Below are 14,490 nucleotides of genomic sequence, written 5' to 3'. Positions count from 1 at the left end.
ACGCCGCGGCGTCCCCTCTTTCATTTCATCACCAGACTAGATGAACTGGCTCGTCAGCAGCCAGCCGGTGTAGGCGACGAAGCAGGCGAGCAGCACGCCCCCCTCCAGCCGGTTGATGCGCCCCTGCCCCTTGCGGCCCAGACACATCACCAGCAGCAACAGGGTCAGCCCCATCATGATGCTCCAGTCGCGGGAAAGCACTTCGGGCGCCACCTCGAGCGGGTGGATGCCGGCGGCGATGCCCACCACGGCCAGGGTGTTGAACAGGTTGGAACCCAGCACGTTGCCAAGGGCCAGATCGTGCTCGTTCTTGCGAATGGCGATGAGGGACGATGCCAGCTCCGGCAGGGAGGTCCCCACCGCAACTATGGTCAGGCCAATCACCAGATCGCTGATGCCAAAGCCCTGGGCGATGGTCACCGCCCCCCACACCAGCAGACGGGAAGCCCCGATCAGCAGCACCAGGCCGACGATGAGCCAGAGGATGGCGCTCTTGAGAGACATGCCCTCGGAGACGATGTCCTCCTCAGTATCAGTATCCAGCGCATCCCCCTTGCCGTTCATGCCGGCCCAGATGGACCAGCCCATCAGCACTGCGAACACAGCCCCCAGAATGGCGGCATCCATCCGGCCCAGATTGCCATCGATGAGCAGGGCGCCGGAGAGCAGGGTGATGCCGAGCAGGATGGGGATCTCCTTGCGCACCACCTGGGAGGCGACGGCAATGGGGCTGATCAGGGCGGTCAGACCCAGGATCAGGGCAATATTGGTGATGTTGGAGCCATAGGCATTGCCGAGCGCGAGCCCGGGATTGCCCTGGGAGGCCGCCAGCGCGGAGACCACCATCTCGGGGGCCGAGGTACCAAAACCGATGATCACCATGCCGATCAGCAGCGGCGGCATACCGGCGTAACGGGCGGTGGCGGCGGCGCCGTCCACGAACTTGTCGGCACTCCAGACCAGCAACGCCAGTCCGGCAATCAGGGCAACAAAAGCCAGGGTCATATTGTTCTATCTCATCCACGGCAAACACGAGAGCCAGGCAAGTTGCCTGGCTCCATCCAAACGCGGCCTCAGTGTAACGGGGTCGCTTGCTATTTCAAGGTGTAATCAAACGCCGATTAATCTTTCACAGCGCCGCCAGCAGGCTCTGGGCATCCGACACCTCGAACTTGCCTGGCGCCTCCACGAAGAGCCGCTCCACCACACCGTCGTTGGCGATGAGGGCAAAACGCTGGGCCCGCACGCCGCCGAAGGCGCCGGTCTCCTTGGCCAGACCCAGTGCCCGGGTCCAGCTGCCGTCACCGTCCGCCATCATGGTGATGGCAGAGGCGTTCTGGGCCTCTTGCCACGCCTTCATCACGAAGGCGTCGTTGACCGACAGACAGCACAGTTCCACCCCCTTGGCCTTGAACTGATCGGCCAGCACCACGTAGCCCGGCAGGTGAGCGTTGGAGCAGGTGGGGGTGAAGGCGCCGGGCACCGCAAAGAGCACCACCCGCTTGTCGGCAAACAGGGCCTGGGTATCCTTCACCTGCTTGCCCTCGGCGGTGATAAAGGTAAATTCCCCTGCGGGCAGGGATTGACCGACCGTGATCATGATGACGCATCCTTCTGTGGTTCAAAGAGGCCCAGTCTACCCCATTCCACCAGAAGGCGAAGGGGTCCATCGAGCAGCAACCAAGCGATCGGGGAGCGAACGCCTGTCGCCCCTATTTCTGGCCTGATGGCAGGCGCCTTGCCTGCCAGGTGGCGATGGCGAGCAGGGAGTCAGGCGTGAACTCGTCCGCCCGATCGGCTATCTCGCCCAGGCTCATCCAGTGCACCTCGCTCACCTCTTCGGCCTGCAGTTGCAGCGGCCCCTGATAGTGACAACTGAACAGGCCGCCCCAGACCCGGTAGCGGCTGCAGCTCGCCTCCCCTTCGGCATAGAAGGTGCCGTAATCCTGCAGGGGCACGTCGCGGATCCCCAGCTCCTCGGCCAGCTCTCGCCGGGCGGAAAGGGCCATGGCCTCCCCCGTGGTCACCACGCCACCGGCGCAGGCATCCAGCATGCCGGGGCAAAAATCCTTGCTCGGGGTGCGCCGCTGCACCAGGATGCGCTCAGCCTCATCCAGCACCAGGATGTAGCTGGCACGATGGCGCAGGTTTTCCTGACGCACCCTGGCGCGCTCGGCCACCCCGATCACCCTGTCCTGCTCGTCTACTATGTCCACCCACTCCACGTGCGGCACCTTTGTCATGTCTGCAATGGCCGCAGTATATCGGGCCCCGGACCCGGACTCTCACTACTTTTTCAACGCCGGGGCTGCACGCCAGCCGATCACAAGACAGATTCATACAAATCTTTATCAAGTGTCACATCAGTGTCACGGTCCGTCGGCATAGTGTGCCCTGTCCAAACAACAGGGTCTCTTGCCATGAAGGTGTTCAAGCAGTGGTCTCCCCGTCGAATTGCTCGATATATCAAGAGCTTCCATCATGGAAGTTTCATGGTTGAAGCACTGGGGCGGTTTGAGTTTCAAGGGGGGATCATCGATGTGAAGCCGTTGAGCTGTCATCAGGCGCTGAGCCTGGCCCGGCAGATCAACCTGGCCGTGCGCGATCTGCGCACCACCACCCTGTTGCCGGGCTGACATACTCCTTTCTGTCTGTCGTCGACTTCCATGTACACATTTGCCCGCCGCTCATTCGAGCGTGCGGGCTGTTTTTCTGAAGGTTGTGCCCTGCCTCAGTGCTGCAGGATCTGGGAGAGGAAGAGCTTGGTCCGATCGGACTGGGGGTTGTCAAAGAACTGATCCGGCACGTTCTCTTCGATGATTTGCCCCCGGTCCATGAAGATCACCCTGTCCGCCACCTGCTTGGCAAACCCCATCTCGTGGGTGACGCAGAGCATGGTCATCCCCTCGTGGGCCAGCTCCACCATCACATCCAGCACCTCCCGCACCATCTCGGGATCCAGCGCTGACGTCGGCTCGTCAAACAGCATGACCTGGGGATTCATGCACAGACTGCGGGCGATGGCGACCCGCTGCTGCTGGCCACCGGAGAGCTGCCCCGGATACTTGAGCGCCTGCTCGGGGATCCGCACCCGGCGCAGGAAGTTCATGGCGATCTCCTCGGCCTCCTTGCGCGGCAACTGCTTGACCCAGATGGGCGCCAGGCAACAGTTCTCCAGCACGGTCAGATGGGGGAAGAGGTTGAAGTGCTGGAACACCATGCCCACCTCCCGGCGCACCGTCTCGATGTTCTTGAGATCGGAGGTCAGGGCCGTGCCCTTGACCAGGATGTCTCCGCTCTGGTGCTCTTCCAGCCGGTTGATGCAGCGGATCATGGTGGACTTGCCCGACCCCGATGGTCCACAGATGACGATCTTCTCCCCTCTGCCCACCTGCAGGTTGATGTTGCGCAGCACGTGAAACTCACCGTACCACTTGTTGACCTCTTTCAGTTCGACAACTGCGTCCGTTTTCATATCAGAACGACTCCTAATGCTTGTGGCCCGTGTTGAGTTTGCGCTCCAGATAGATGGAGTAGCGGGACATGCCAAAACAGAACATCCAGAAGATCATGGCGATAAAGACATAAGCTTCGGTGGAATACCCCAGCCAGGCCGGATCCGCCAGGGCCACCTTGGAGATGGCCAGCAGATCGAACAGCCCGATGATCAGCACCAGGCTGGTGTCCTTGAACAGGGAAATAAAGGTGTTCACCAGGGAAGGAATGGTGATCTTGAGGGCCTGGGGCATGATGATGAAGCCCATCACCTTCCAGTAGGAGAGCCCGAGGGCATCCCCCGCCTCATATTGCCCCTTGGGGATCGCCTGCAGCCCCCCTCTCACCACCTCGGCCACATAGGCCGCCTGGAACAGGATGATGCCGATGAGCGCCCGCAGCAGCTTGTCGAGCTCCACCTCGGTACTCATGAACAGTGGCAGCATGACGGACGCCATGAAGAGCACAGTAATGAGCGGCACCGCCCGCCAGAACTCGATGTAGACGGTACAGAGGCTGGAGATGACCGGCATGTGGGAGCGGCGCCCCAGTGCCAGCAGGATGCCGAACGGCAGTGCTACGACTATGCCCACCACCGCCAGCACCAGGGTGAGCATCAGCCCGCCCCAGCGGTTCGTTTCCACCACCTCCAGCCCCGCTCCCCCATGGATGAGGAAGAAGGCGATGACAGGGAACACCAGCAGGGTGAAGAGCGCCAGCCACCCCTTGCGCGGGGTCTTTGGCCAGATGAGCAGGGCCAGCAGCGCCGCCAGACCGGCGAAGGTCAGGTTGATGCGCCAGTACTGATCAGCCGGGTAGAAGCCATAGAGATACTGCCCCAGCCGGCTCTCGATGAAGATCCAGCAGGCACCGCCCTGGACGCAGGCCTCGCGGCTGCTCCCCTGCCAGGTGGCCGAGAACAGCGCCCAGTCCAGTGCAGACCAGATGAGTGGCAGCAACAGATAGGCCAGCACCAGGGTCAGCAGGCCGTTCCACCAGTTGGGGAAAAGGTTCTGCCTGATCCAGGCGAGCGGCCCCCGACGGTGGTTGGGAGGCGGCAGCGCCTCCTGCAATTCATTCACGAACATGACAGCTCCCTAGCGCTCAACCAGCGTCATTCTGCGGTTGTAGATGTTCATCAGCACCGAGGTGGTGATACTGATGACGAGATAGACCCCCATGGTCATGGCGATGACCTCGATGGCCTGCCCTGTCTGGTTGAGAGTCGTCCCCATGAACACCGAGACCAGATCCGGGTAGCCGATGGCGGTCGCCAGGGAGGAGTTCTTGGTGAGGTTCAGATACTGGCTGGTCAAGGGAGGAATGATGACCCGCATGGCCTGGGGAATGATCACCAGCCGCAGCGTCTTGGTGGGCGAGAGCCCGAGGGCGGAAGCCGCCTCCGTCTGCCCCTTGCTGATGGCCAGGATGCCGGATCGCACTATCTCGGCGATGAAGGCCGCCGTATAGATGGTGAGCGCCAGCAAGAGGGCCGCGAGCTCCGGCAGCACCGTCAGCCCGCCCCGGAAGTTGAACCCCTGCAGCGCAGGCACGCTCCAGCTGAGCGGGCTGCCCGCCAGCAGGAAGGTGATGCCCGGGAGCAGCATGACCAGGGCGGCCACACAGCGCCAGAACGGGAAGATCCTGCCTGTCAGGGCCTGACGGCGGCGAGCCCAGCGGCCCAGCCCCCAGCTCAGCAGCACCGCGAGCACCAGTGCACAGAGCACGTAGCCGAATCCCTCTTCGAACAGGGGCTTGGGCAGATAGAAACCCCGCACGTTGAGGAAGGCGAGCCCGCCTATATCCACGCTCTGACGCGGGGAAGGCAGGGTACGCAGCACCGAGAAGTACCAGAAGAAGATCTGCAGCAGCAGCGGGATGTTGCGAAACGTCTCTATGTAGACGGCCGCTATCTTGGCCACCAGCCAGTTGCGCGACAGGCGCGCGACCCCGAGTGCGAACCCGAGCAGGGTGGCAAACAGAATGCCGAGCACGGAGACCAGCAGGGTGTTGAGCAGGCCCACCACAAAGGTGCGACCGAAGGTGTAGGTCTCGTCGTAGGGGATGAGGCTCTGCAAGATGCCGAAACCGGCCGTGTTGCCCAGAAAATCAAAGCCTGTGGTGATGCCACGGGTGGCCAGATTGGTCAGGGCATTGTTGACGATGTAGAACAGAAACCCGATAACCGCCGCGATGGCCAGGCACTGGAAGAGCAGCGCCCGCACCTTGGCGTCATACCACCAGCGGCCCTGTTCTTTCCTATGGTTTGATGCGTGTAACGCCATGAGGATGACTCCGACAAAGCCAGGGAAAACATGGGGGGCCAGGCCCCCCGGTGACTGTCGACTCAGCGGATGGGTGGCGCGTACATCAGACCGCCCTTGTTCCAGAGGGCATTGATGCCGCGATCAATCTTGAGGGGGGAGCCGGCACCGACGTTGCGATCGAAGGATTCACCGTAGTTGCCGACCTGTTTGACGATGTTGTAGGCCCATTTGTCATCCAGCCCCAGCACAGTCCCTTTGGGCTCTTCCAGCCCCAGCAGGCGACGGATGTCAGGGTTGGTGGACTTGAGCATCTCGTCCACGTTGGCACTGGTGACCCCGGCCTCCTCGGCATTGAGCATGGCGTTGAGGCTCCAGCGCACCACCTTGAACCACTGATCGTCACCCTGACGCACGGCTGGGCCCAGCGGCTCCTTGGAGATGACCTCCGGCAGCACCACGGCTTCCTCTGGCTTGGTGAGCTTGATCTTGAGGGCATAGAGCTGGGACTGATCCGAGGTCAGCACGTCACAGCGGCCGGCTTCGAAGCCCTTGACGGTCTGATCCGAGGTATCGAACACCACTGGGGTGTACTTCATGCCGCCATTGGCGCGGAAATAGTCGGCCAGGTTGAGCTCGGTGGTGGTACCGGACTGGATACAGACGGCGGCACCGTCAAGCTCCTTGGCGCTCTTGACCCCGAGGGACTGCTTGACCAGGAACCCCTGCCCGTCGTAGTAGTTCACCCCGGCGAACGTGAGGCCCAGCGACCCATCCCGGGTCAGGGTCCAGGTGGTGTTGCGCGAGAGCAGATCCACTTCCCCGGACTGCAGGGCGGTAAAGCGCTCCTTGGCGGTGAGGGAGACATACTTGACCTTGCTGGCGTCCCCCAGTACCGCGGCGGCCACGGCGCGGCACACGTCCACGTCGAGCCCGGTCCAGGTTCCCTTGGCATCCGGGTTGGAGAACCCGGGCAGGCCGTCACCGACCCCGCACTGCACGAATCCCTTCTTCTTGACGGCATCCAGCGTACCGTCCGCCCACGCATTGGCTGCCATCCGCGACAGCGCCATCACCATACCAGCCTTGTGTATCTGCTTCATGTCACTCTTCCCTGTGGTTTGATTCGAACAGGCATCAAAATCTAGCGAGATGCCATCGTTTCCCTGCTTTTTGGCAGCTTATCCAGCCGCAGAAAAACCTGTCAATCGGTGCAATCCGGCCCAACCATGGTGCAACAGAACAAAATATCTAAACGGGCTCAGAGATCCCCTCATTTTTAGAGACTCAAATAATTCCAAGTGTGCGGGTATATAAGCGGTGTTGCTTCAGGTAGTAGATAAATTTATCCATCAACAAGACCGCATTGGCTTCTTTCATTTTAGGCAGCAACTGGTAATAGATGACCCCTTGCCGAAAGAACGAATAGGTTCGGCTCTTGCTGGTATTGACCTTGATCGTTCTCTCTAGACCGACACTGTCTCCAGCCTTACCCAGCAGCGTCAGCAAGACGATGGCCAAGGCACTGAACAAAAACAGTCGGTCACGCCGGACCGGATTACTGATGTGCACATCTCCCATACCCATGCCGAATTTGTAATCTTTGATATCCCGAAAACTGGTCTCGATACCCCAGCGCTGGCCGTATAGTTGCAACGCCTTGGCGGCACTCAGATCGGTCCGGTTACTGGCCAGAAACCACGCGTCTTTCATGCCACTCTTGTGACAACAATAGACCCGCTCGACAGGCTGTCGTTGCCCAGTGAGCTCCACCTCCTTGAGGGTTCGGGTGCGCCCGGTCGGCGTTAGCCAGTCGCGGGCGGGAACCTGCTCTCCACCAGAGTAACCAACCAAAATATTTCCTTTAAATCTAATGATATAGGCAAAGCCTAGCTCTTGTTCCAGGCGCTCGAACAGCTCCATGTAACCAAACCCACGGTCAGCGACTACCGTCACGAAGATACCTTCTGGCAGGGTCTGCTTGAGTTTGGTGAGCAGCTCTTTCTCATGGGCATTGCGTTGCCCTTTGAGCAACGATTTTCGATGGGTTTTCCACAGCAGCGGAGTACTGCGGCCATGGTTGGTTTGCAGGCTGATAACCAAGGTGCTGTGATCATCGGCATCGAATTCGGTCCAGTCCATGGATACCACGATCTCGGTGCGTTCACCGACCACATAGGGAACCCAATCGTCAAAGAGGCTCCAGACGTTGAGCTTGGTGTTAGTGAGCAGGCGGTCCACCTGTTTCACCGCATGTTTGCGCTCGAGACCATTGGCCAAGGAGAGACCATTCCCGATGGCGTGGATGGCCAGCGAACCGGATTCGATAACCCCGAGGGTTGCATTGGCCAGGGAAAGAACACGCTTGGCATGCATGTCCTGTCCAAATATCTCGTTGATGTGGTTGAGGATTAGATCGTGGTTAAACATGGCGATTATCTGTCGGGTATTAGCTGGTCAAGGATGGCGATCATACCTCAGAAGCCGCGCCACGCCTCGCTCATACGAGGGGATGGTTAAGTAAACGGGGGAATATGCACTCTCAGAATCAAAAGTAGACCCTTATTTGCCAAATAGCCTGCTGCTTAAAACCCTTCTTGGCATGAGGATTATTTTTCGAAAATAAATCGGCTGCACCGCATTGGGGCAGCCATTTCTGCTGACAACTGACTCATCAGATTCGGTTTTATGCCAAAAGCACCAGAGTGAGGCAGCATGACCCCATATGGAAAAATGGCGATAACAGGCAGGGGAAAGCAACAGAAAAAGAGGTAAAAGGCGGGGAAGTGGCGACCTTATCTCCCGCAGGCTGGGCTTCAGAAAACCAGGAGGTCATCCTCCCCGTGGGCCATCCACAATGTCGGTGATGACGCCGTTTTCGACGGTGACAAACTGCATGAATTCCCGCTTGCCGAAGTTGTAGGTCCAGCGCTCGGCATACTTGACCGTCACTCTCGCCCCGAAGCCGTTCTCCTCGAAGCGGGTGAGATCTTCCTTGAGCATCGGCTGGCCGCAGCGAACCAGCAGCTCTGCCGTGGTGTCTCCCTCGGTCAGCAAGGCGTTCTTGCAACGCAGGGTACCTGCCTGCACAGGCAAGGCCGCCACCAGCAACAACCACAGAACAGGTTTCATTTTGCACTCCATTTGAACAGCATGGTTCCCAGCGAGATGCACACCAGGGCGAACACCATGACCTGGCCCAGAGGGCCTGCCACCTCCTGCCATCCCGCCCCTTCCAGCATCACGGCGCGGGCTGCTTCGATGATCTGGCTGAGGGGCAGCCTGGCCGCAAGCTGCTGCAGCCAGGCGGGCGCGCCTTCTAGCGAGAACCAGACACCGGATAAAAACATCATGGGCAAGCTGATGAGATTGAGCAAACCGCTCGCCAGCTCCTCGTTCTGCAGGCGAGCGGCGATGAGCAGGCCAAGGGAGGCCATGGCCGTTCCTCCCGCCAGGGCGATCACCAGCAGCAGCCACCCCGACCCGATGAGGGGCACATCCAGCAACCAGTAGGCCGCGCAGAAGACCAGCAGGCTCACCACCAGGGTGATCAGCACCCGTGACAGCAACTGGGCGAAGAGAAACTCCAGCGCGCCGAGCGGCGTGGCTCGCAGCCGTTTCAGCACCCCGTTCTTGCGATAACGCACGATGACAAACCCGACCCCGAACAGGCCGGAGAACATCAGGTTCATGCCGATCACCCCGGGCAGCAGCCAGTCGCCGTAGCGAATGGCGCGCCCGCTCAGGGTCTCTCTTTGCAAGGGCCCCTGCACCGCCTGGCGCAGCAGATACTCGGCCATGGCCCCCTGAGGGGCGTCCGGATTTATCCAGTAACGCCCCCCGGCGGGTGAGAGCAGCAGGTCCAGCTGATGGTGACGGACCTTGAGCTGGCCTCTCGACGCCTCGTCATAGGGGATGATCTTGAGCAGCGGCACGGCGCGCAGCGGGGCATAGGTTGCGGGCAGTGCCCCCACCACCCCGATCTGCACCAGCGGTTTGGGCGGGCCGGAGAAGATGAGGGAGAAGCCGATGACCAGCAGGAGCGGGAAAAGCAGGTTCCACACCAGGGCCGCGCGATCGCGCACGAACTCGAGGGTGCGGGCATAGAAGAGCGCCCCGATGCGCTTGAGGGATCCCTTCATCGTCCACTCCCGGGATTGCATGTCGGCAAGGCGTACCACAGCCCGGAGGCCACGGTCAGACAGAACTCGGTCATCCCTCTCATGCGCCGCTCCGCAGGCTGTGGCCGGTCAGGTTCAGGAAGAGATCTTCCAGATTGGGGGAGCGCACCTGCATGCCGGTGAGCGGCACACCAAGATCCAGCAAGGCTGGCAACAGGGTCGCCACGTCGGGGCAACAGAGCTCCACCTGATCGCCGACCGGACGCAGGGGATAGCCGAGCCCAGCCAGGGCCGGGTGCCCCCCAAGGCGCACCAGCACGCCGTCGAAGTGTTGCGCCAGCAAGGCAGCCGGCGTATCCAGACTGAGCAGGTGGCCGTGATCGACGATGGCAATCAGATCGCACAGCTGCTGCGCTTCGTCCATGTAGTGGGTGGTGAGCACCACCGTCTTGCCCTGGGCCTTGATCGCCTCTATTCGCTGCCAGAAGTGGTGGCGCGCCTGGGGATCCAGTCCTGTGGTGGGCTCATCCAGAAACAGCAGTTCGGGATCCCCGAGCAGGGCCAGAGCCAGCAGCAGGCGCTGACGCTGGCCCCCCGAGAGCTTGCGACTGTCCCTGTCGATGAACTCGCCCAAGGCGCACAGATCGATGAGCAGCTCCCGTGGCAAGGGATTGGGGTAGAGGCTGGCGAACAGGCGCAGGGTATCGCGCACCGTCAGGAAATCCTGCAGCGCCATGTGCTGGAACTGGATGCCGATGCGGGAGCGATAATCCGGGCCGCGCGGGGCGCCGTGAAACAGGATCTGGCCGCTGTCCGGGGTGAGGAGCCCCTCCAGCAATTCTATGGTCGTGGTCTTGCCCGCCCCGTTCGGGCCGAGCAGGCCGAAGCAGCTGCCGGCGGGAATGGCAAAACTGAGCCCGTCCACCGCCTTGACGCCGGGGAAGTGCTTGACGAGATCGACGACCTCGATGATGGCTGCCATGGCGTGTCTCCCTCACATGGCCGGAATGGACGACGCTCTGACTATATCCAAATCCCCGCCGTAGGCACATGGCCCGTTTGGGCGGTCCAAAAACAAACGGCGACCTCAGGGTCGCCGTTTGCATCACGCCAGCCGGATCACAGGATGTCCAGCAGCTCCACTTCGAATACCAGAGCGGAGTACGGCGGGATGGAGCCGGCGCCACGGGCACCGTAGGCCAGATCCTGCGGAATGTAGAGCTTCCACTTGGAGCCAACCGGCATCATCTGCAGCGCTTCCACCCAACCGGCGATCACGCCGGTCACTGGGAACTCGGCCGGTTGGCCGCGCGCAACGGAGCTGTCGAACACACCACCGTGGGTGAAGGTACCGTGGTAGTGCACGCGCACGGACTGACCGGCAACCGGCACGGCACCATTGCCTTCGACCATGACTTCATATTGCAGACCAGAGTCGGTGGTCTTCACTTCGGCGCGCTTGGCGTTGTCGGCCAGGAAGGCTTCGCCTTCGGCGGCAGCGGCCTTGGCGGCAGCTTCCTGCTCTTCCTGCATACGGGCGGTGATGACCTGGAAGGCATCGTTGATATCGTCACGGCTGACCGCGAACTCCAGACCGTTCAGGGCATCAGCCAGACCTTGTTGCAGGGCCGGGATATCCAGACCGGCGAAGGCTTGCTGAGCCAGTTGGTCGCCCATGTTGCGGCCGATGCCGTAGCTGGCCTTCTGTTCGATAGAGTCGTATTGGGACATTGAGAGGTTGCTCCGGGTCCTGATGGTAAAAGAGACGGGATGATAACAGACTTTTTTGCACCGTGCTGCCAAGACGCCCCTCAATTGCCCGCCGGTGGGAGACGCCTCACATCGGCCCCCTCATCCCCGCCCCTTCTCCCGCAAGGGGAGAAGGGAGCAAAACAGGGCACCATGCCGCCGCACAGTCTGTATCAGGCCCTGTCCAGCAACGCCCTCACCGCCGCGACCTTGGCCCCATCGGTGATGTTGACCCGGCCATCGTCCGAGGTGCCCATGTTGACGTCACAGAGAGAGGCACCATGGCGCCGCACAGTCTGTATCAGGCCCTGTCCAGCAGAGCCCGCACCGCCGCGACCTTGGCGCCGTCGGTGATGTTGACCCGGCCGTCGTCCGAGGTGCCCATGTTGACGTCACAGATAGAGGCACCATGGCGCCGCACGGTCTGTATCAGGCCCTGTCCAGCAGTGCCCTCACCGCTGCGACCTTGGCGCCGTCGGTGATGTTGACCCGGCCATCGTCCGAAGTGCCCATGTTCACACCATGGGGCACCATGCCGCCGCGCCAGCCCATGCCGGACATGTGCACTTCATTGACGCCGGTGAATTCGATGATGGTGCGCACGTTGTCGGCGTTGACCCCGGCCCCGGGCATCAGGCTGGCGCGACCCGCCAGCGCCTGGTGCATGGCCTGCAGGGTTTCGAGCCCCGCCAGCGCGGTCGGCGCATGGCCGGAGCTCAGAATGCGCTCGCAACCTGCCGCGACGATCGTCTCGAGATCCAGCCGCCAGTCGGAGGAGAGATCGATGGCCCGGTGGAAGGTGACGCCGAGCGGCCCCGCCGCCTCGACCAGTTGCCGGAGCTTGCCTTCGGGTACCCGTCCATCTTCATCCAGCAGACCGACCACCACCCCTTGCAGGCCCGCAGCACGAGCGGCCGCGATATCCAAGAGCATCATCTCGAACTCGCCGTCGTTGAAGCAAAAATCTCCGGCGCGTGGACGGATCATGGCGTAGACGGGGACGGTGGCGTGGCGCGCCACCTGCTGCATGAAACCATAGGAGGGAGTGAGACCGCCCAGCCCCAGCGCAGAGCAGAGCTCGATGCGATCGGCGCCGGCCGCCTGGGCGGTGAACAGGGATTCGAGGTTGTCGATACAGATTTCAAGACGGGTCATGATGACTCCTTGTTCGGGGAGATCAGACCCTCTGTCCGATCTCACAGATTGAGCAGGGCTGCACCGCGCACACCGCCGGCTCCACCGAAGCGGGCCTCGCGGATCGCCGGCAGGGCGACACCGGGCAGCAGGTGGCCGGGCAGACGTTTGGGCAACTCCTCATAGAGGGCTGGCAGGGCGCTCAGGCCGCCCCCCAGCACCACCACATCGGGATCAATCACCGAGATGGCGGTGGCGAGGCCGGCGGCGATGATCTCGAGCCAGCAGTCGATGGTCGAGAGGGCCGCCGCCTCACGGGCATCGGCACGGGCGACGATCTGGTGGCCGCTCACCCGTTCTCCATGAACATGGTGGTATAGCCGCTCCAGGCCCGTGCCCGACGCATAGGTTTCGAAACAGACCAGGCGCCCGCAGCCACAGCGGGGACGGGGCAAATCCGGGTATTTCATCAGGATGGTGGCGGGCAGCGGGTAGTGACCTATCTCCCCCGCCAGCCAGTTGCGCCCCTGGATGAGCTTGCCCGCCAGGTAGACGGCGCCGCCGATGCCGGTACCTATGGTGACGCCGAGGGCGCTGCCAGCACCGTCTGCGGCCCCCTGATGCACTTCCGACCAGAGGAAACAGTTGGCGTCATTGTCGACCTTGACCGGTCGGCCCAGCAGTTCGGCCAGATCCGCCCCCAGATGGCGGCCATGGATGGCGGGCAGGTTGGCCGCCACTATGCTCCCGTCGAGGCGATTGAGGATCCCCGGAAACCCGATGCCGACGGCCCCTTTCACCCCGAAGCGCGCATCCGCCGCCTCGACCCGCTCGCGCACAAGCTGCTGCAGCGCCGGGTAGTCGTTGCCCGGCGTGCTCACCCGCTCTTCATGGCAGAGGGTCAGGGCGTCGTCATACACCGCGAAGGCAATCTTGGTGCCGCCAATATCAAATCCGTAGTACATGCCACACTCCCTTGCGGTGGACCCGGCCACCTCGGTCTGTCCAGATGGGGCACATTGTATTAATTCGCAAAAAAAAATAAAGTGACCAGGGGCGAAAAACGGGAGCCAGCTCAAAGCAAACGGAACATTTGTCGTTGTTGGCAAGGGTGTCCGAGGCTCATCAGGGTGCGCTCCTGACCGTCGAACATGAAGCCGCGGCGCAGGTAGAATCCCTCGCCGATGTGATTGCCATCCAGCAGCCAGAGCCTGACACACTCGCAACCGGCCCGGCGCATCTGCACCGCCACCGCCTGCCACAGCCGTTTGCCATGACCCTGACGCCAGTGATCGGGATGAAGGTAGAGCGCCCGGATCCGCGCCGTCATCAAGCCTTCCTCCAAAGAGGGCTGCCAGTAGAGCAGGCCTATGACCACGTCGTCCTGACAGACCAGCATGGGAACGGGGCCGGGCTCGGCGAGCCGGTGTCGCCAGATCTGCAGGTGGTCGGTCACCGCCAGCTGGGCCAGCATGTCGGCCCCCAGCACCTCCCCGTAGGCCGCCAGCCAGCTCGCCCGCTGCATCACCGTCATGGCGGCGGCATCGGCGGGACGCGCCAGGCGCAGGCTTACGCCTTGCACAGGGCTGACGCATCAGTGTTTATACTTTGAACAACCCCATACATTCGAACAAATATTGTTCATTCAGACAGCAGAGCCTGCGCTTGTTGGCCATGCTTAGATTACGTGATTTGTTTTGCTTCAGCATGTTCAGTATCCACTGCCT

The 14,490-nt window shown here is 61.7% G+C and carries 16 protein-coding genes and 3 pseudogenes; 1 reads left to right on the top strand and 18 read right to left on the bottom strand.

Annotated elements, in window-relative coordinates:
• Positions 1-36 precede the first annotated feature (36 nt).
• The 3 genes from MUW49_RS03170 to yfcD form a co-directional block, all read right to left on the bottom strand.
• A complete protein-coding gene (locus MUW49_RS03170) occupies positions 37-1,005 on the bottom strand; it encodes a calcium/sodium antiporter (protein ID WP_010673489.1) in 969 nt (322 codons plus the stop codon).
• Positions 1,006-1,129: 124 nt separating this feature from the next.
• Complete coding sequence (locus MUW49_RS03165; RefSeq protein ID WP_052816154.1) at positions 1,130-1,600, bottom strand: peroxiredoxin; 471 nt, start codon at positions 1,598-1,600, stop codon at positions 1,130-1,132.
• Between the two features lie 112 nt (positions 1,601-1,712).
• A complete protein-coding gene (yfcD, locus tag MUW49_RS03160; protein ID WP_080990053.1) occupies positions 1,713-2,243 on the bottom strand; it encodes an NUDIX hydrolase YfcD in 531 nt (176 codons plus the stop codon).
• A 177-nt stretch (positions 2,244-2,420) separates the two neighbouring features.
• Between yfcD and MUW49_RS03155 the strand changes: the two genes are divergently transcribed.
• Entirely contained in the window at positions 2,421-2,636 is a 216-nt protein-coding gene (locus MUW49_RS03155) for a DUF1107 family protein (protein WP_010673486.1), read from the top strand.
• A 95-nt stretch (positions 2,637-2,731) separates the two neighbouring features.
• On the opposite strand, the gene MUW49_RS03150 is transcribed toward MUW49_RS03155, so the two are convergent.
• The 15 genes and pseudogenes from MUW49_RS03150 to MUW49_RS03080 all read right to left on the bottom strand — a co-directional run.
• Positions 2,732-3,475, bottom strand: a complete 744-nt coding sequence (locus tag MUW49_RS03150) for an amino acid ABC transporter ATP-binding protein (RefSeq protein WP_010673485.1) — start codon at positions 3,473-3,475, stop codon at positions 2,732-2,734.
• 13 nt (positions 3,476-3,488) lie between these two features.
• Positions 3,489-4,583, bottom strand: coding sequence for an amino acid ABC transporter permease (locus MUW49_RS03145; RefSeq protein WP_103857885.1), 1,095 nt, complete (start codon positions 4,581-4,583; stop codon positions 3,489-3,491).
• A gap of 9 nt (positions 4,584-4,592) precedes the next feature.
• A complete protein-coding gene (locus MUW49_RS03140; RefSeq protein ID WP_223937699.1) occupies positions 4,593-5,780 on the bottom strand; it encodes an amino acid ABC transporter permease in 1,188 nt (395 codons plus the stop codon).
• A gap of 62 nt (positions 5,781-5,842) precedes the next feature.
• The gene (locus MUW49_RS03135; protein ID WP_244812386.1) at positions 5,843-6,862 is read right to left on the bottom strand and encodes an amino acid ABC transporter substrate-binding protein; all 1,020 of its coding nucleotides are present in this window, start codon (positions 6,860-6,862) and stop codon (positions 5,843-5,845) included.
• Positions 6,863-7,046: 184 nt separating this feature from the next.
• Entirely contained in the window at positions 7,047-8,189 is a 1,143-nt protein-coding gene (locus MUW49_RS03130) for an IS4 family transposase (protein WP_041205622.1), read from the bottom strand.
• 402 nt (positions 8,190-8,591) lie between these two features.
• The gene (locus MUW49_RS03125) at positions 8,592-8,891 is read right to left on the bottom strand and encodes a DUF2845 domain-containing protein (RefSeq protein ID WP_103857887.1); all 300 of its coding nucleotides are present in this window, start codon (positions 8,889-8,891) and stop codon (positions 8,592-8,594) included.
• The gene (locus MUW49_RS03120; protein WP_103857888.1) at positions 8,888-9,901 is read right to left on the bottom strand and encodes an ABC transporter permease; all 1,014 of its coding nucleotides are present in this window, start codon (positions 9,899-9,901) and stop codon (positions 8,888-8,890) included. Before MUW49_RS03120 ends, MUW49_RS03125 begins: the two co-directional genes overlap by 4 nt.
• Before the next feature lie 79 nt (positions 9,902-9,980).
• Entirely contained in the window at positions 9,981-10,862 is an 882-nt protein-coding gene (locus MUW49_RS03115) for an ABC transporter ATP-binding protein (protein ID WP_244812385.1), read from the bottom strand.
• 137 nt (positions 10,863-10,999) lie between these two features.
• Positions 11,000-11,611: an FKBP-type peptidyl-prolyl cis-trans isomerase gene (locus tag MUW49_RS03110; protein ID WP_010673478.1), complete on the bottom strand. Its 612-nt coding sequence runs from the start codon at positions 11,609-11,611 to the stop codon at positions 11,000-11,002.
• Between the two features lie 191 nt (positions 11,612-11,802).
• Positions 11,803-11,892, bottom strand: a pseudogene (locus MUW49_RS03105) (copper homeostasis protein CutC); the annotation flags it as partial.
• A 38-nt stretch (positions 11,893-11,930) separates the two neighbouring features.
• Positions 11,931-12,020: pseudogene (locus tag MUW49_RS03100) on the bottom strand (copper homeostasis protein CutC); the annotation flags it as partial.
• A gap of 38 nt (positions 12,021-12,058) precedes the next feature.
• A complete protein-coding gene (locus MUW49_RS03095) occupies positions 12,059-12,784 on the bottom strand; it encodes a copper homeostasis protein CutC (protein WP_052816142.1) in 726 nt (241 codons plus the stop codon).
• A 41-nt stretch (positions 12,785-12,825) separates the two neighbouring features.
• The gene (locus MUW49_RS03090; RefSeq protein ID WP_010673476.1) at positions 12,826-13,728 is read right to left on the bottom strand and encodes an ROK family protein; all 903 of its coding nucleotides are present in this window, start codon (positions 13,726-13,728) and stop codon (positions 12,826-12,828) included.
• A gap of 110 nt (positions 13,729-13,838) precedes the next feature.
• Positions 13,839-14,345 carry a GNAT family N-acetyltransferase gene (locus MUW49_RS03085; RefSeq protein WP_052816140.1) on the bottom strand — a complete coding sequence of 169 codons (507 nt, stop codon included), beginning with the start codon at positions 14,343-14,345 and terminating at the stop codon, positions 13,839-13,841.
• A 19-nt stretch (positions 14,346-14,364) separates the two neighbouring features.
• Positions 14,365-14,490, bottom strand: a pseudogene (locus MUW49_RS03080) (ISAs1 family transposase); the annotation flags it as partial.

This window comes from Aeromonas sp. LsrichE-8G (assembly GCF_022869435.1).
In the GTDB taxonomy this organism is placed as follows: domain Bacteria; phylum Pseudomonadota; class Gammaproteobacteria; order Enterobacterales; family Aeromonadaceae; genus Aeromonas; species Aeromonas caviae.
Note: the sequence above shows the minus strand (reverse complement) of the source record. Positions and strands in the feature narration are given on the sequence as shown.